A 16,780-nucleotide genomic window follows, 5' to 3' on the forward strand; every position below is an offset into this window, starting at 1 on the left:
CATTTTCCTTCTTTCATTTTTGTGAACTCTACAAGAATTGCTCAGAGGTAGTTTTTTCAAGTTTCCCAGCATTTATACTTTTTAAGTACACTTTCTATCTCTATAGTTTTGAGTAGATGAGCATCTATAGTATCTAGACGTATGTCTTTTCCCTCGCCATTCGGATGTTTTCTTTTGACAAACCATCGCACCTCCACATTTTGCACAGAAGGATATTCCGGTTAGTGGATATTTTGCCCTATTACTAACGGTCTGTTGTTTATTGCGTTTTTTCATTATTTCATTTGCTCGTAAAAAAGTATCATTATCTATAATTGGCTCATGACAATTTTCAACAATTATAGGATCATTAGATTTAACTATTTTTTTGCTTTTGCTTACATTAGGTGATTCAATTGAACACCAAGTTTCTTTTCTTAGAGAGTATGTAAGCAGAAACCTTGGTGAGCTGTATTACACAGATGATACCCTTATTTATTCAGATGAGGGTAGTTACTGTCATGAATTCACCTCTTTTGTACAATAACTGCTACTTTGATTATATTCTTAAATAACAAAAAATTGATTAAGAGCACCTTAGTTTCTAAAATTTTTTCTTTTGTATATAGAAGGGCGATCGAATAAGTTAATATAGCCCCAGTCAAACAACTTAACAACTTTTATAATTAATATTTAAAAATCCATTTAAAATACCCATGAATCCTAAAAATTTCAAGAATCATGGGCATTCTTATTGTAACTAGTCCTCTATGAAGAGGCTATACTTTGTTGATTAATCTTACAGCTAACACACAGGTCTTATTTAATACAAGAAAAAACGTCCGAGTATGGGGGATTCGGACGTTAAGGTATATGAAATATGTTTAACAGGGCTCCATATAAATAGTAAGTAAGTAATATCAAAATCTTAGCTTTACTCCTTGCTATTATTTTTTTTGAGTAATTCAATTACAGTTTTAATTTGTTTGTTCAGTTCCTTAATCCCAAAAGCAATAGCAATTAACAAACCAGCATACAACACTTGAAAAAAATACTCAGCCAACTTTATCGCCTCCTATAAGTTAATAAAATATAAACTATCTATTAATAAAAAACCGCCCATAAAAAGGCGGTTCTATAATTTTACGATACTTCACTTACTCCTTGGATTGGTAGCAAATTCTGTAGATTCTTAGGAGAGTTTGATTTGATTTTTTGAAAAGCTCGTTCAGCTTTTTTGCAGGTGCAATCATGTCCTCCATTATATCTTGTTGTTTCTTACGTAACCCAAACTCTCCAACAATAGCTGTCAAGATTCCTATAGTGGGAAAGTGGCTGGTATTAACGGTAATGTGGACATTATCTGTATGGAAAAAGATTTTTGGAATGCAATGATGAAGGAGCAAGCCAAATACTTGGGGGAGCTGGCTGATCGGGTAAGGGTTGCTAGTGGGCAAGAGCCACAGAATAAGTAATTTATCTTTCATGGAATAAATAATGATAATAAAAGAACAAACGTCCGAATTTAAGTTCGGACGTTTGTATTACACATATGACTTTTTGAGAACCAATTATTTAATCTACAAGCTTCCAGATGTTAAACCTAGTATCCTTGTAATTCTTCTAGCGTATTACCGATACGAACCCCCATCCAAGGTTTAATTATCTAGTTCGCTTTTGTTTTCTGCGATTTTTACTGATACTTTACCAGACATATCTTCAGCCGATGTAACTGAGACTGTATGCAAACCAGTGCTCCAAGGAGAACTACTTTTTATGTCAAAAGCTCTTCCATATCTTACTTTTCCACTCATAACCTCTTTACCTTTTGCATTAGTAACTGAGACATTGATATCAGCATCTCCTGTATTAAATACATATACTTTAACCCAGCAGAACCCAGCAGGAATATCAAATTCAAAATCATCCTGAGTATTGTTAGCAATTTTCTGTCCGTCAATCGGCTTTCTCGTTTTCATAGGTTCAAAGCGACCGCCTTTTGATTCGCCTACTGCTTTAGAGTCACTTTGGGATACCGTAGTTTGACTTGCCTTGTTGACAATAGAAGCATCTACACCTTGAAAGCTAGTTAAAGTTAAGCCAACTACCGCTAGACTTGCTACTAAAGCTCTTTTCTGCAACTTAGTCAACCTTTCTACTTTCCGATTGTTGAAACCTATCATTGGAACATTATCTATTTTTTTACACAGCCTCCTTATAAGTATAAGATAAATTTTTCCAGTTGTAAGTAATTATGATATTATTTTATTTTTCAAGTAATTATAGAGTTCATCGTATCTTATTAACAAAGCGTAAATTAACGCAAATGCTACAATTCCCACTGGTGAAATAGAAATTCCTGAATACATAGCTTCTAAAAAAGATACTGAAAAGTAGTAAAGCACGAAAGATACTACAGTTTCTAGAAGTCTTAATTTTATGCCACTTACAGCTAATTTTGTATTGATCACGGAAGTGATAAAACTGGACAAAAAAGATGGTATTATCAGTAGATACACGCTTATCGAAAAAGAAATCACAGAAAAAAAGGACTCTATTCTTATGTCAAATATTAGAGACATTAAATAGAAAAATACAGTATGAATTAAAGTGCCAACTGCGACACCAGCTACGACTATTCCAAGAATGTAAAAGAAAACAGAAGCATTTAACCAAGGATATCTCTTCATTTTCATCTCACCTTCCTTGTTCTAATTGAATCATAACCTAGACCATATATGATCTAGGTTATGATTCAATTAAATTATATGAACCAGAAAATGATATCAGTAATATCCTTTGCTACATCCTCTGGTACGTTAAATCTCTTTAATGCTTTTATCATAGCCTTCTTAGTGCCAGCTTCCACCATTTCGCAAGCATCTGCAATTTCTCTTGAGTACTTCCTTACTAAATCCGCCTTAGATTTGCTCCATAAGCCTATGGTCTTCTCAAGCACCCATCCACCAGCTCTTACGATTTTACCGAAACCTTTAATAGCTTTAAGAGTGGCGCTGACAACCTTTTGTTCTTCAATAATACCTTTGTGTGTTTCTAATGGGACGATCTTCTTGGTTTTTAAGTCTAAATAGACATCTGCTTCAATTATGACAAGTCTAAAGTTTATCGGGTCATAAACTGTCTTACCAGGAGTATCAACATACCAGCCTGTTTTTTCATCAAACTGCATATTATGTTGACTTGGATCAAAATATTCTGTATCTTGCACTACATTTGTACTAGTAGATGATGCTGTAACAACGGAAGTAAAAGTTAAAGATAAGCATGTAACTGTCAGTAGAGACAATATCCCCTTTTTCACCTTCATATTCAAATGTTATCACCTTCCAAAATGTTTTGATTTATTACATTAGCTTCTATTAGCCTTGTTGATTTAAATTTTTTTGGCTTCATTTTTAGGCTGAACTCTTCGTTCTCCCCATTCTTGCCTCTTCTTTTCTTTCAACAACTTTTTCTTTTCCAAATCCCACAAATTCATAAATAACACTCCATATTAGGTGTAATATCATACTGGCTTTGATACCTTCATGAACAGCTAAAAAACGGCTCATTTTATCCCAAAGGATTCCGCAGGTTTCCGTACAGTCTATTCTCATATCCGACAACTAGTTTAATGTTTTGTAAACTTTTAAAAGGCAACAATATACTCATCTAGTTGTTGACTCATCTGCAATACTGTTGGACTTGAAAACGAACCTTCTTTACAATACAACTGCTCTAATTCTTGACGGAGGCGTTCAATAATCTTCTGTAAATCGTTTGTTAATCTGAAACTCTCTACTTTCTTCACTTGTAAGTGAGTGGTAAAATAAACTTGAGAAACATTTTTTGTTCCTCAAGGTGGGGGCGTTCCGATGGTGTGCAAACTAATGGGAACGCTCCTTTTAGTTAACAAATCATATAATCCGAAGGCGATACCCTCCTTTCTTCCTCCTGTTCAATATTTTACCAACCGTATCGGTTTTTCTGCAAAATAAAAAAAATCGAAACGTTCAACAAAATCTGACAAATTATTACATAATCCACACTTTGTTATAAATAAAAAAGACACCACTCTGTAAAAAGTGTGGCGTCCACTGGAAAAATTTCAAATGATTAATGTCCGGGGTCTTCGTTATAAACTTTAGAAGCTGAATACTTCTCTGGATAAGCTTCCGTAAATTTATCACAAGCAAAAAATGTAAGTGATAAGAAGGTTGAAAAGATAATAGTAGAAATTACAATTTTCTTCATCATTATTCCCTCTTTTCTCCCATGGTAACTTCATTATACAATTCGTTCAACTTTCCTGCAATTTCAAATTTAGTATGTTTTATGAAAAGGGCATGATAATAAAAAATTTCCTTGGAACATTCAATAATATCCTTATAGGAACCTATCAAAGCATAATAGGATATGCTCTGAAGAAGTTGTTCTATACCCAAATCGAATTGCCCATTTTCAATAAGAAAATTTCCTGTAAATTTATAGTACATACCTATCTGGGCATATTGATGTGGTGTAACTGGATTAAATGAAAAATGGTTTTCCTCAGACTGTATTATTTCTCTGATTAGTTCGATATTTCTTGCTTTAGATAGAGCTTCTAACAGCCTGTTTAATCGATACAAGCGTCTAATGCCTTTAACCTCTTCTAAACATTCCTGCAACAAAGGAATGGCTTTTTCATAATCACCTCTTTGTGAAAGAATAATCGCTCGATAATAATTTATACATTCAACAATAAAATGATATTCCTTTTTTTCACATTCATCTAAATGTAGATGAAGACTGGCATGGTCTTCGAATTCTACAAAAGAATTACACATTGCCAATGCTACACTTTCTTTAAGATCATTTTTTGTTTCATCTTCTTGTATCCCCATTTTACCTAACTCTACACATTTGTCGTACTTTTTAATATTATGTGCGTGAAGTGCCATTCTATAGTAGAGAGTGAATTTTTCTTCTTGGGAAAGAAAATCGACATAATGCAGAACCTCTTCTCCAACTTTGAATGATTCCTCTAAATGTTTAAGCTCTTCTCTCTCGATCATATACTTTTGATATAACCCTTTGGCTATGTATTGCGACTCCCCATGCGCTCTAGCATATCTGATTATGATATTATAAAGGGTTAACATGATATCGTTTTTCCGGAAAGTTCCGGTTATTCGAAATAAATCTTCTAATGATTCGACAGAATCCTTTTTTGAACTCTCAAGGAACTTTACTGCCACTTTCTCCATTAAATCAGGTTTAGAAATTTCAGCGACTTCCATTAAAAAGTCATGTAATATTCCGAATCGGTGTTCAACTTTTATATACCCTTCAATTATTTCCTCATAAGGAATGTTTAAAACATCTGCGATTGGTTTTAAAGTTCGTAACTCTGGGCGCTTAGTCTCACCACTTTCTATTTTGGAAATAACCCCCTTACTAACCCCTGTCACTCTGGAAACTTCTGATAAACTGATTCCTAACTCTTCTCTTTTTTGCCTTATAAGTTCTCCCTAGATTTGAAACCACGTCAATCCCCTTCCATAATTTATAAATAATTACATTGATTCCTTTATTAATCTTAACTTGATTCTAACTTTATTGTATATATATGTAAAAACAGCAGAACGGAATCAATTTATTGAAGCAAACAGAGAAAAGTACTCTGTACAGACCATGTGTGAGGTACTCAATCTTTCCAGAAGTACATACTATCAATTCCAAAAGAAAGAGGCCTCTCCACGTCATAAAGAGAACCAACTGATTACAAAAAGAATGATTGAAATTCATCAGGATAGCAAGGGACATTATGGTGCTTCCAAAATCACTATCTTTTGAATAAAGAAGGCTTTTCTATTAGCCAGAAAAAAGTGCAACGATTAATGAATAAGGCCGATATTCGATCCATTACGCGTAAGAAATTCCGCCCACAAGGAAGCAAAGACAGAGTTATGGAGAGACCTAATCTACTCCAGCAAGATTTTAAAACAACATCTATTTCCAAGCCTTATCTAATTTGTTTTGTAAATCCTTTTGGACGTTCTTTAAGCTTTTCTTTTTGTTTTTCCTTTATCTAAATTTAGCCATAGAAAAACTGCACCTCCAATTGTTGGGTGTGTCTTACAATTGGGGTGCAGTACAATCGAGTTCGGACGCTTTTTATTCAATAGCTATTATCAATCTTTATCTTCTTTTCCTCTTACAGTTAAAGTTCCGTTGCTACTTTTAACTGAGCCATCTACAGACACATTGTAATATATTATATTTGCATATATATCTCCACCGAAGGTGTAAGGATAGCTTTTTTTGGTGCTTTCATTCCAATCACTATCAAATGTTTTATCTACGGTTTTTCCTACATCACCGTCTGAATTAACGAGGCCAAAACCAAGTAAATTTGCTTTTAATCTATATTTTTTTGGACTTCCTTTAGTCACAGCTAGTTTAAGATCGCCGTCAACTGTATTGTGCCAAAATCCCACTACCGCAGTTAATTCTCCTGAGAGTTTAGCACTTAAATCTTCATTGCTGGCAGAACCTGTTATCTTAAACACTTTTTCAATGTCCCATACTGCTTTAGCTTTCATTTCATCGTTGTCTTCTACTATGACGCTGTATTTTTTAATGAATTCTAGGTCGTCACCTTTAATTGCTTCTCCTATTTCATATTTTTCCGCAATTTCAGTAAATCTTTTATCAACTTTGTCCTGATTATCTTCTGATACATTTACGCTAGTAACTTTCTTAGCTGAAGCATAATCAGGAGTAAATCCTATTACAGATGCAAATAGTGCCATAGACAACAAAGGAACACAAAATTTTTTCATTAAATATCAATTCTCCCTTTTCTGTAAATTTATTTATTTATCACTCTGTTTATGACATAATTAGGAAAAAATCAGATATTTACTGGAGGTTCTCATATGAATGGAATTGGTCCAACTTATTTCCTATTAGGTCTAGTTGTTATAGTATTAGTGATCCTTGTAGCAGTACTAATAGTAAAAAAAAATAAGAAATAAGTATGCCAGGAAGGAATTAAAGTATCTGAATCGATTAGGATTTCCTCATTGCATCCTTTTTAATGTTTTTTTGTTTCCAGAAAAACGCTCTTGGCTTCACTAACCAATTGCATTTGGCGATCTGATTAGTGATCCTTATTTCTTATTTTCGAAGTCTTCTAGCTGTAGCCTCTTTCGGTTTCTTGATAATAGTTTCCCAAACCAACATGTTGTAAACCACCTAGTTGTCATAAATGAAAAGCTGAACAACGGCTATATAATTATTTCCCTACTGGGTTTCGTAAAGTTTCCCGTACAGCTTACTCATCCCGACCAACTAGTGTCTAATCTTCTTAAACATTAAAATGTACTCATCTAGTTGTTGGCTCATTTGTAGTACGGTTGGGTGTACAAATGAGCCTTCTTTGTAATACAACATCTCTAATTCTTTACGGAGGAGTTCTATAAGCTTCTGTAAATCATCTTTTGATTTGAAATTTTCCATTTCTCTTTCCTTATTTAAGTGATACAATTGATTCGAATAACATTTTTTGTTATTCATGACGGGGACGTTCCACTGGTGTGCTAACTAATGGGAACGCCCCTTTAATTTTGAACAAACTAATTTTACTCCCTCCTCTCTTCCTCCTGAGTATTATTTTACCATATGTACTATAAAATTCCTTTTATTCAAAAAAGTAGTACATTTTGCAAATTACGACAAAAATTCACAAAATAAAAGAACGCTAAATTTATAGCGTCCTAAAGAGGGATAAATATACAAGGGTACATTAGCCTTGTGGGTTATCTACATATGCTTTTGTACTACTGTATACTGTCTGACTTTCCGAGATACTATAACTAGCTACAGTGAATAGCGTAAGTAATGAAACAGTTGTGAAAATGGCTAAATATTTTTTCATTTCTTATTCCTCCTTTTCATCACCTTTATTTACCATATTATATACTTCTGTTAGCTTTTTCAGAAGGGGCAATTCCATTATTCTCCCTTTTTCATAGTGATATTTGTAAATGTCTTCTTGGCACTTCATAATGCCTTTCTTGTCGTTGATTTTGCTATAGTAGTACATACTTTGGAGATAAGACTCCATTCCCTCATTAAACAAATCACAGTCTACAAGAAATGCACCTTTATATTTAAAGTACTTCCCTAAGCCAGAAAAATTATAAACGTTGTTAAAATCAAATGAAAAGCTCTTTTCCTCTCTTTCTATAACCTGCTGGATAGAATCTACATCATTTATGTTGAGTAATGCCTCTAATAGTTCATTGACCCTATGAATTCTGTTATTTTTTGTTGCTTCTTCTACACACTCTTTTAGCAAAGGTATAGCTTCCTGATACTTCCCCTTTTTTGACAGTATAACTGAAAGAAAAGTTTTTGTACGGTCAATTATAAAGCGATAGCCTAGTTCTTCATACATCTTCAGATGTTCTTCTAGGCTTGAAAAGTTTTTCATTCTGAAATAAGAATTGCATATCGCTAAAGCAACTCTTTGTTTTAGCTCATTTTCTGTTTCGTCTTCAGCATGTCCCATCTTGCCAAGCTCAATGCACTTTTCATACTTTTTGATATCGTGTGCATCAAATGACATTTTATAGTAAAGACTGATTTTTTCTTCTTTGTCTAAAAAATCTATGTAATGCAGAATCTCTTCTCCATTCTTGAAGGTATCTTCAAGGTGAATTAAATCTGTTCTCTCAATCAAGTATTTCTGCAATAGCCCTTTGGCTATATACTTTGGTACCCCGTGTAATCTGGCATATTTAATAATAACATCGTACATTACTAGCCTAACTTCGTTATCTACGATTGAACAACTGCGATTATATAGATGTTCTAATATGACATAAGTATCCTCGCTAGGAGATTTCATAATCTGCTGCGCCACTTTTGAAATCAGTGATATATTAGAAATTTCGATAGATTCGGAAAGAATCTGGTCTAAGATATCAATTCTGTGCTCAACATCAACATAGCGTTCAATGATCTCTTCATAGCGGATTTCTAAAACATCTGCAATCGGTTTTAATGTCCGTAGCTCTGGGCGTTTCGTTTCCCCAGATTCAATCTTCGATAAAACCCCTTTACTAATCCCTGTTACTCTTCCTAATTCCGATAAGCTAATTCCCAGACCTATTCTTTTTTCCTTTATCAGTTCCCCCAATGTTGTGAAAGTTAGACTTACATTCATGTTAATCCCCTTCCATAATTTATAAATAATTTCATTGATTCCTTTATTGATTTTAACTTAATTCTAACTTTATTGTATTTTTTTGTAAATAACAATAAAAAATAATAGATTGATTTACTTTCTTTTATGAAAAGGATTTTGAAAGTCAAGGATTATAAATAGCTCTAATAAAATGTATGTTTCATCAAATGGTATCAAAAAAGAGAAGTATGAACGACTTTATGATTACATCTGTTAACGTATCGTAAATTCAACATCTAGGGTGGATTTATGGAAGTGTTCATCCCCATATTCGAATATGCACATGCTGAATGGATGTAAAGTATCCCCCTTCCAAAAACTATTCAGTCATTATGAAACAAAAAGCCATCCATATAGGATAGCTTAGTTTAAAAACAAATTATCAACCGCTTTTTGTCTGTCTTCCTCTGTGGGCTTGCTATAACGTAAAACCATATCTGCTGACTTATGTCCGCTAAGAGACTGAATCACTCCTATATCTTGAATACTGCTCTAATAAATGTTGAACACTTCTTACACTAATACGCTGCTGTCGGTTACTCAGAAACAGTGCATCGTTACTGTCAGATCGTTCCTCTATGTATCTTTTTATCGCCCTTCTTACTTCTTTTAGGGGCTTGTTGTTTATAGTCCATTTGTTTCATTACTCGAATTCTTCCACAATCTCTTGTTTGCCATTCCATCGACTGAATGATTTGATTGGCATTATAAATCTTGTTTATGGTTGAAGCTGACTTTTTTTGCCACTAGATAATCCATGTACCGCTGAACGTCTGAGCGGGCATAATCTTCTATCAAGAATTGCTCAGAGGTAGTTTTTTCAAGTTATCCAGCATTTATACCTTTTGAACGTATCTGATCTGCTAGTTCTCAATATGTTTTACATTGGCTTAGAATTTATTGACTCTAATAAATTACGTACTGAGACGACTTTATGCTGTTTGGTATATACACGAGGTAATCGATAATTAAGCATGCACGCTACCTCATAATTAATCGTTCCTATTAGTTCGGCTACTTCTTCAAGCGTTATCTCTTCTTTGCCAGATCGACCGTAAATAACAACCTCATCTCCTACTTTTGCCTTTATTTTATCCACACTTACCATACATTGGTCCATCGTTACCCTACCTACCACGCTAAATCGTTGGCCTTGTAATAGGACACTTCCCTTATTCGAAAGCAAACGTGAGAAACCATCTCCATAACCGATCGGCAGAGTAATAATCTGTTCCCCTGGTGTAGCGATATAGGTAACTCCATAGCTTATGCCAAACGGCTTTTGCATAAACTTAACATTTGAAACACGGGTTTTTACTTGAAGGGCAGGTTCTAGGTTAAGTATATGTAAAGATTTTATATAGACAGATGGGTATAAACCATACATTCCAATTCCCAATCGTATATAACTAAATCCCCACTCAGGATGGGTCATCGCAGCCGCAGTATTGCAGCAGTGAATAGCAGGTAGCTTATACCCTTTTTCCCTCAAAAATTCCAAATAGTCTTGAAACCGTTCAAATTGATGATTCAAGTAGGTAATATCCCGTGAATCAGCCGTGGCAAAGTGAGTATAAATGCCATCCCATTGAAAAACATCATTTTTATTGACACCCTTCACGACAGAAAGAAGTACTTTTTTTGTCCTTACTCCAATCCTTCCCATGCCTGTGTCAATGTTAATATGAACAGACAAACGTTTACGCTCCTGAGTAGATATTTCCTTCTTATCTTTGGTATTCTCGGTTTCAGGTTTATCTTCATTTTTATCTTCGTTTTTATCTTCAGATTTGTCTCCATGGTTGTTGACCTTCTTCTTTCCCTGTTTCTTACTTATTATTTTTTCAGCTCTTTTTAGCCAATTCGTTTGAAACACAGTACACGAAATATTCCATTCATATGCTTCTTGCACTGCTCTTATAGGCGTGTACCCTAAGATTAGTATTGGACACGTGATACCCGCCTTTCTTAGAACAATACCTTCATCTAGAAACGCAACCGCTAAAGCGGTAGCACCTGCCGCTAGAGCTTCTCTTGCTACTTCTACGGAGCCATGTCCATAAGCATCTGCTTTCACTACCACCATGATTTGAGTTTTTTCAGGAATATGCTTTCGAAAGGTTCGTATGTTCGTTCGTATGTCGTCCAAATTGACCTCTACCCACGTATCCCGATAGAATTTGTCCATTAGAAAACACCTCATAACTTTTTTCAAAAAGTATGTGAGTCTTTCTTTCACAATATCCATTTAATAGTCCTACATCATGCGATATTTTTCACGAAAAATATAAAGAAGCAAGCTGAAGTATAAGTATTCGAGCACAGAAAAAAGCCATGACCTCTACGATCATGGCTTTTTGCCGTTACCATCGTTTATCCCGTTTTCACCGTTACTTGATAACCAGCATGCTTTCGTACTTGGAATACTCCAATATCCATAATTAAATATTGACCTTTTACACCAAGTAGCTTTCCAGAAACACATTCCAGCTTGTCTAAGGATAAAGAATTAATTTTGGACAATGTTTCTAAGATTGGATAGGTGATATCTACCCACTCATCTTCACGCAATTGGAATGGCTTAAACTCTTCAGGAAATTTCTCATAAGTTTCTTCACGAATTTGAATTAAGTCCGCTTCTTTTACTTCACCTTTTAACATTTTGCGCCAGTTTGTTTTGTCTGGCATGAATTGGCTGAGGTGCACCTCCAGCTCTCCCGCCATTCGACGAGTTGGAAGCTCCGCAATTGGAATAGCTCGAATGGCCCCTTGATCTACCCAACGTCTTAACTCATTGTTTTTGCGAGTCAGTCCCACTTTGACATCGCTGGAGAGCGCAAGATATACATAATGCGGAATCATGCAATGCGATTCTCCAAAGCTTTTGTCTCTACAGGTTCCTTGATCAAAATGACATTCATGCGGTTTTACAATACAAAGGTCGTTTTCTGGTAATTTAACAAAACAAGGATAGCAATACCCACTGTTAAAGGTTTTGTTGGTTTTGCGTCCACAAGTAATACAATTTTTTTGTCCATCATACTGAATAGAGATTTGTTGTCCAATCCACTCATTCAGGCTTATTTTGTCCTCATCTATATGAAGATAATAATCGACAGGTTGTTCTTTTCCTTGATAGGTATGTGCTAGTCCATGCAGCAAGCCGCTTCTTTCCAACGTCATGTCACTCCTCTCACGCTTAACGTTTTGCCTCCATGATATCATATCCAACAAACTTTGCGCTTTTCTTCCAGCATGTTCTTATCCCTGTTCGGTCACCCTAAGGAAAGTGAATGACTAGAGAAAGGAGTGGTTTCACATGAGGAAGCGATTGGCAAGGCGCTTCACATGCTGCCTTGCCCTCATAGGTTTAGCATGCTTAGGGATAATTTTATGGGGTTCTTTTGGACTTACTGCTAATCAAATGGCCTATGAACCCATCCACCGTATTGAAACGCAAAAAAAGGTGGTTGCTTTAACATTTGATGATGGCCCAGATCCAGTCTATACACCTCGTATTCTAGAAACTCTGCATAAGAACGGGATTCTTGGCACATTCTTTGTCCTTGGCTCCCAGGCTGATAAATATCCTGTCATTATGCAGTGGATAAAAAAGGCTGGACACGAAATCGGAAATCATGGATATCATCATTACGATCTAAACAAGTTAACCGAACAAGAGATTTATGATGAAATTAAACAAGCAGAAAAATCCATTTACAAGGCTACAGGAGTCCTCCCCCAATACTATCGTCCGCCTGGGGGTGTGATTACCACCGATGTAATGAGTGCTGTTCAATTGTCGGGCTATGATATCATCTATTGGTCAGTTGATCCGCGGGACTGGTCCTTAGCTCGCACCTCATCTGTTATTGTTAATAGTGTTAAAAAGCATACCTCACGAGGCGACATCATCCTATTCCACGATGGTGGGATGAATCAAAAGCAAACATTAAAAGCCTTACAGGAGCTTATCACTGATTTACGCTCTAAAGGCTACAAGTTCGTTACTGTAAGTCAATTGCTGGACGAGGGAAATAAAGTTCGTTGATAAGAGTGCATAAAAAAGCAGATGTAGACTGCAAGGGATAACATGATCGTTGCATTATCCCTTGTAATGCTCCCATCTGCTCTTTTTTAAGATCAAATATACTTATTTACAGAATGGAACTTTATTGTATCAGTAGAATACCCGGCTGATGAATGCGCTCCATGATGCGGTGAAGATGGACGAGAGCCTTTATGTCTAGACAAAAAACCGATTAGTCTGGCAGAGTTTACTACCACTAATACCGAAGTGATGTTGTGCACGAACGCACCGAATACCGGACCTAACACACCTAATAAAGCAAGCAGGATAGCAGCACTGTTAATAGCTGTAGAAATGATTAAATTTTCCCGTATTACTTGCACAGCTTTTTGGCCCAAACGCATGACATCAGCAATCTTACGTAGATCATTTGACATCAATACCACATCAGACGCTTGAGCAGCAATTTGTGTACCATGTACTCCCATTGAAATCCCTACATCCGCTAACGTTAGCGCCGGTGCATCATTAATCCCATCGCCAATCATCGCTACCTTACGCCCGGCTTTGAGCTGGCGCTCTACTTGTATATACTTCATGTCGGGCATTTGTTCAGCATACACCTGCGTAATTCCCAACTGCTCTGCCATAAACCGAGCCGCTCCACTGTTATCTCCAGTGACAACCGCTACCTCAACACCGGCTCCTGTTAATTGTTCCACTGTTTCTCTGGCTTCAGGGCGAAGTTGATCTGATACTGAAATCATTCCTAGTAGCTTGTGCTCCGATGCAATGAGAACATTCGTCTTCCCTTCATTTTCTTTGGTTGTAAGCAAGCTCTGCATCTGTTCAAGAGCTATTCCCATTCCCTTAATAAAGGAAGGATTGCCCACATAGATTCGTTTGCCTTCAACGATCCCCTCAATTCCACTACCAGCATGCATAATAAAGGATTCTACAGCAGGTAATTCTAATTCCCACTTTTTTGCCTGATGTAAAATAGCCGTAGCAATGGGATGCTCTGAATGTTGTTCTAAAGCCGCAGCCCAACGAATAACCTCTTGGGCACTTTGCTCTGCATGAGCAATCCCAGCAACGGACAATGCCCCTTTTGTTAGCGTACCTGTTTTATCAAACAGTACCGTATTAATAGAACCTAACTGCTCCAGTGCTACACCACTTTTAATTAAAATGCCGTTTTTGGCTGCGTTTCCTATCCCTGCCATAATCGCTGTCGGAGTAGCCAGCACCAAAGCACATGGACAAAAGACGATTAGAACTGTAACAGAACGAACCATATCGTTTGTAACCAGATACACAAGAATCGCCAATAATAAACTAGCCCCTACAATCCATACTGCCCATTTATCCAACAAACGCTGTACAGGCGCTTTCTTCTCCATCGCCTCCTCTACCAATCGCGTTACCTTAGCAAACGTTGTTTCTTCACCAACACGAGTGGTTTGTATTTCTAGAGAGCCGTTTGTGTTGGTAGTGCCTACGAATACTTCATCCCCTTGTCGCTTTTCGACAGGTAAGGATTCTCCTGTTAAAATCGCCTGATCAATCGCAGCCTGACCAGCTACTACAATTCCATCTACTGGTATCCTCTCACCTGGTTTTACCAGGACCAGTTCACCTACTAGCACTGAATCTGCCTTTGCCTCAATCCACTGTCCTCCCCGCATTACCCGTGCCTGTTCGGGAGCCATTTCTACCATTTCTTTTAAAGCTGAAGTCGCTTTCGCCACTGTCTTTTCTTCTAGCCACATGCCAATCATCATAATAAAGGCTACTTCAGCAGCAGCTAATAACTCCCCAATACAGGTAGCAGCAATGATGGCAATTGTAACCAACACATCGCTATTTAGGCGTCGTTGTGTCCATAATTCCTTACCCGCTGTAAGTGCAATGGGAACTCCACATACCACAATGGCAATCCAGGCTGGATCAATCCCTGCGATACTCCCCCACAGCCAACTAATCAGAACACACAAACCTGAAAGAATCATACTTCCTTTTTGTAACATACCAATCACCCTTCTTTCTTTTTTGGTTAGAAACGTACTCTGTTGAGAAAGAGAATCATACTTAAAATTCCTCTAAAAACAAACGAAGCTGCTACCCGAAGGTAACAGCGTTCATGCGGCTTTATGCATTTTTCCATAGGTGAATATAATTGAATCAGGCAAACTTTTTAATAATCATTACAATCATAGTATAATTCTTTTTTGCAAAGCGTCAAGGACAATTTTGGAAAAGAAAAAAGACCTAGCTACTATCGCTAGGTCTCATTTATCCTACTTCATTTCCATTCCTTCAAACTCTTGAATAGATGTAACACGTGCTTTCTCTGGGCGGAAGAAAATAGCTGCGAGGAAGAAAACAATGAACATGGCACCCATTGCCACAAAGATTGAAGTTGGGGAAACATAATTAATTAAGAATCCATTCACACTCGGTGTAATAATACTTGCTACGCTAAAATTCATGCTTGCAATAATTCCCGCGATCGGAATTAAGCCTTGTGGTAAGATATCAGCACAATACGCTAATCCAAGCGAGTAGAACGAACCCACCGCTGCTCCTGCTGCAGCTAATAACAGCATCATTAGTGGTACTGAGGATGTTGCTAATGGGAACAGCATAAACGCGATGCAGCCTCCTATTGCACAACACATCATGACTTTTTTGCGTCCTACTCTGTCACTTAATGTACCAAGTGGCAACTGTAAGAATAAACTACCTACTACAAATGATGGCAAAATAATGGAAACTGATTCTGCCGAAATTCCTGAACGTAAGGCCGCGATCGGAAAACTACCGTTGAGCGTCGTTTCCATAAAGCCGTATAGGAAAGCTGGAATCAAAGCCAGCCATGTCATTTGAATAACCATCTTGTACTTTTCTCTTGATTTAACAACCTTTTTCCCATCGTTTGCTTTTACTTCAGGTGGGAAGGCGTTACGAATTTGTAACAACATGAAGAAAGCCACCAGGTTACAAGCAACAAGTGCCATAAATGGTGCCCACAAGCCAAACGGCATTAAATTGATTGCCAAAGGTCCTACGCTAAAGCCCGCCCCATAAGAAAGACCGTATAGCGAAAGATCACGCCCACGTCGCTCTGGTGTAGATGTAGCCGTCACCCAGATCTGACTGGTATAATGCAGAGCAGAATCGCCCATTCCCATTATCAAGCGGAGGACAAACCATACACTAAGCGATGTAAACAATGGAAGTAACAATGTTGAGAATGTTACCAGTACAAGTCCAATAAATAGACATGTGCGATAACCCCATTTTCGTAAAAAGATTTCCATCAATGGTGACATAATGAACATTCCGACATAAAGAGCAGCAGCATTAAAACCGTTAGATACAGCAGAAATGCCACGTTCCTCTAACAAGATAGCAAGCAATGGGAGCGTTAATCCCTGAGTAATACCAGCAATAAAGACCACTACGAGCAATGTTGTAAAAGTAAAGCGCGAAGATTTCATGTATGCGATCTCCTTTCCATTAGAAGATCA

The 16,780-nt window shown here is 36.8% G+C and carries 16 protein-coding genes; 2 read left to right on the forward strand and 14 right to left on the reverse strand.

The window, feature by feature from the left end; all coding sequences use genetic code 11:
- Positions 1-81: 81 nt before the first annotated feature.
- The 7 genes from BrL25_RS26485 to BrL25_RS07425 form a co-directional block, all read right to left on the reverse strand.
- On the reverse strand, positions 82-435 hold the full coding sequence (locus BrL25_RS26485; RefSeq protein WP_412679209.1) for a recombinase zinc beta ribbon domain-containing protein: 354 nt from the start codon (positions 433-435) through the stop codon (positions 82-84).
- Positions 436-913: 478 nt separating this feature from the next.
- Complete coding sequence (locus tag BrL25_RS26225; RefSeq protein WP_018670391.1) at positions 914-1,042, reverse strand: hypothetical protein; 129 nt, start codon at positions 1,040-1,042, stop codon at positions 914-916.
- Between the two features lie 595 nt (positions 1,043-1,637).
- A complete protein-coding gene (locus BrL25_RS07410; protein WP_140576829.1) occupies positions 1,638-2,120 on the reverse strand; it encodes a hypothetical protein in 483 nt (160 codons plus the stop codon).
- A gap of 111 nt (positions 2,121-2,231) precedes the next feature.
- The gene (locus BrL25_RS24735) at positions 2,232-2,675 is read right to left on the reverse strand and encodes a hypothetical protein (RefSeq protein WP_140576832.1); all 444 of its coding nucleotides are present in this window, start codon (positions 2,673-2,675) and stop codon (positions 2,232-2,234) included.
- Between the two features lie 68 nt (positions 2,676-2,743).
- Positions 2,744-3,307, reverse strand: a complete 564-nt coding sequence (locus BrL25_RS07415) for a PDDEXK family nuclease (RefSeq protein ID WP_018670387.1) — start codon at positions 3,305-3,307, stop codon at positions 2,744-2,746.
- A gap of 321 nt (positions 3,308-3,628) precedes the next feature.
- Positions 3,629-3,790 carry an aspartyl-phosphate phosphatase Spo0E family protein gene (locus tag BrL25_RS07420; protein WP_081621584.1) on the reverse strand — a complete coding sequence of 54 codons (162 nt, stop codon included), beginning with the start codon at positions 3,788-3,790 and terminating at the stop codon, positions 3,629-3,631.
- A 445-nt stretch (positions 3,791-4,235) separates the two neighbouring features.
- Positions 4,236-5,483 carry a helix-turn-helix domain-containing protein gene (locus BrL25_RS07425; RefSeq protein ID WP_051088570.1) on the reverse strand — a complete coding sequence of 416 codons (1,248 nt, stop codon included), beginning with the start codon at positions 5,481-5,483 and terminating at the stop codon, positions 4,236-4,238.
- Between the two features lie 366 nt (positions 5,484-5,849).
- On the opposite strand from BrL25_RS07425, the gene BrL25_RS26490 reads away from it, so the two are divergent.
- Complete coding sequence (locus tag BrL25_RS26490; RefSeq protein ID WP_418230121.1) at positions 5,850-6,056, forward strand: hypothetical protein; 207 nt, start codon at positions 5,850-5,852, stop codon at positions 6,054-6,056.
- Between the two features lie 99 nt (positions 6,057-6,155).
- On the opposite strand, the gene BrL25_RS07440 is transcribed toward BrL25_RS26490, so the two are convergent.
- The 5 genes from BrL25_RS07440 to BrL25_RS07460 all read right to left on the reverse strand — a co-directional run bounded on the left by BrL25_RS07440 (position 6,156) and on the right by BrL25_RS07460 (position 12,400).
- Positions 6,156-6,806 carry a hypothetical protein gene (locus tag BrL25_RS07440; RefSeq protein WP_018670382.1) on the reverse strand — a complete coding sequence of 217 codons (651 nt, stop codon included), beginning with the start codon at positions 6,804-6,806 and terminating at the stop codon, positions 6,156-6,158.
- A gap of 511 nt (positions 6,807-7,317) precedes the next feature.
- On the reverse strand, positions 7,318-7,485 hold the full coding sequence (locus tag BrL25_RS07445) for an aspartyl-phosphate phosphatase Spo0E family protein (RefSeq protein ID WP_018670380.1): 168 nt from the start codon (positions 7,483-7,485) through the stop codon (positions 7,318-7,320).
- A gap of 421 nt (positions 7,486-7,906) precedes the next feature.
- Complete coding sequence (locus BrL25_RS07450; protein ID WP_018670378.1) at positions 7,907-9,196, reverse strand: helix-turn-helix domain-containing protein; 1,290 nt, start codon at positions 9,194-9,196, stop codon at positions 7,907-7,909.
- Positions 9,197-10,097: 901 nt separating this feature from the next.
- Complete coding sequence (gene alr / locus BrL25_RS07455; RefSeq protein WP_018670377.1) at positions 10,098-11,405, reverse strand: alanine racemase; 1,308 nt, start codon at positions 11,403-11,405, stop codon at positions 10,098-10,100.
- A gap of 185 nt (positions 11,406-11,590) precedes the next feature.
- Positions 11,591-12,400 (reverse strand): DUF2797 domain-containing protein, encoded by an 810-nt coding sequence (locus BrL25_RS07460; RefSeq protein WP_018670376.1) that lies wholly within the window; start codon positions 12,398-12,400, stop codon positions 11,591-11,593.
- 136 nt (positions 12,401-12,536) lie between these two features.
- On the opposite strand from BrL25_RS07460, the gene BrL25_RS07465 reads away from it, so the two are divergent.
- Positions 12,537-13,268: a polysaccharide deacetylase family protein gene (locus BrL25_RS07465; RefSeq protein ID WP_018670375.1), complete on the forward strand. Its 732-nt coding sequence runs from the start codon at positions 12,537-12,539 to the stop codon at positions 13,266-13,268.
- A gap of 92 nt (positions 13,269-13,360) precedes the next feature.
- On the opposite strand, the gene BrL25_RS07470 is transcribed toward BrL25_RS07465, so the two are convergent.
- Together BrL25_RS07470 and BrL25_RS07475 are read right to left on the reverse strand one after the other, a co-directional pair.
- Positions 13,361-15,277: a heavy metal translocating P-type ATPase gene (locus tag BrL25_RS07470; protein WP_018670374.1), complete on the reverse strand. Its 1,917-nt coding sequence runs from the start codon at positions 15,275-15,277 to the stop codon at positions 13,361-13,363.
- A gap of 270 nt (positions 15,278-15,547) precedes the next feature.
- Entirely contained in the window at positions 15,548-16,750 is a 1,203-nt protein-coding gene (locus tag BrL25_RS07475; protein WP_018670373.1) for an MFS transporter, read from the reverse strand.
- Between the last annotated feature and the right edge of the window lie 30 nt (positions 16,751-16,780).

The sequence above is a fragment of the Brevibacillus laterosporus DSM 25 genome, from assembly GCF_002706795.1.
Lineage (GTDB): Bacteria > Bacillota > Bacilli > Brevibacillales > Brevibacillaceae > Brevibacillus_B > Brevibacillus_B laterosporus.

What these genes read in the sequence shown, in the direction of transcription:
- BrL25_RS07440 (WP_018670382.1), bottom strand. Translation starts at nt 6,806, where the DNA reads ATGAAAAAATTTTGTGTTCCTTTGTTGTCTATGGCACTATTTGCATCT.
- BrL25_RS07475 (WP_018670373.1), bottom strand. Translation starts at nt 16,750, where the DNA reads ATGAAATCTTCGCGCTTTACTTTTACAACATTGCTCGTAGTGGTCTTT.
- BrL25_RS24735 (WP_140576832.1), bottom strand. Translation starts at nt 2,675, where the DNA reads ATGAAAATGAAGAGATATCCTTGGTTAAATGCTTCTGTTTTCTTTTAC.
- BrL25_RS07465 (WP_018670375.1), top strand. Translation starts at nt 12,537, where the DNA reads ATGAGGAAGCGATTGGCAAGGCGCTTCACATGCTGCCTTGCCCTCATA.
- BrL25_RS07460 (WP_018670376.1), bottom strand. Translation starts at nt 12,400, where the DNA reads ATGACGTTGGAAAGAAGCGGCTTGCTGCATGGACTAGCACATACCTAT.
- BrL25_RS07470 (WP_018670374.1), bottom strand. Translation starts at nt 15,277, where the DNA reads ATGTTACAAAAAGGAAGTATGATTCTTTCAGGTTTGTGTGTTCTGATT.
- BrL25_RS07450 (WP_018670378.1), bottom strand. Translation starts at nt 9,196, where the DNA reads ATGAATGTAAGTCTAACTTTCACAACATTGGGGGAACTGATAAAGGAA.
- BrL25_RS07415 (WP_018670387.1), bottom strand. Translation starts at nt 3,307, where the DNA reads ATGAAGGTGAAAAAGGGGATATTGTCTCTACTGACAGTTACATGCTTA.
- alr (WP_018670377.1), bottom strand. Translation starts at nt 11,405, where the DNA reads ATGGACAAATTCTATCGGGATACGTGGGTAGAGGTCAATTTGGACGAC.
- BrL25_RS07445 (WP_018670380.1), bottom strand. Translation starts at nt 7,485, where the DNA reads ATGGAAAATTTCAAATCAAAAGATGATTTACAGAAGCTTATAGAACTC.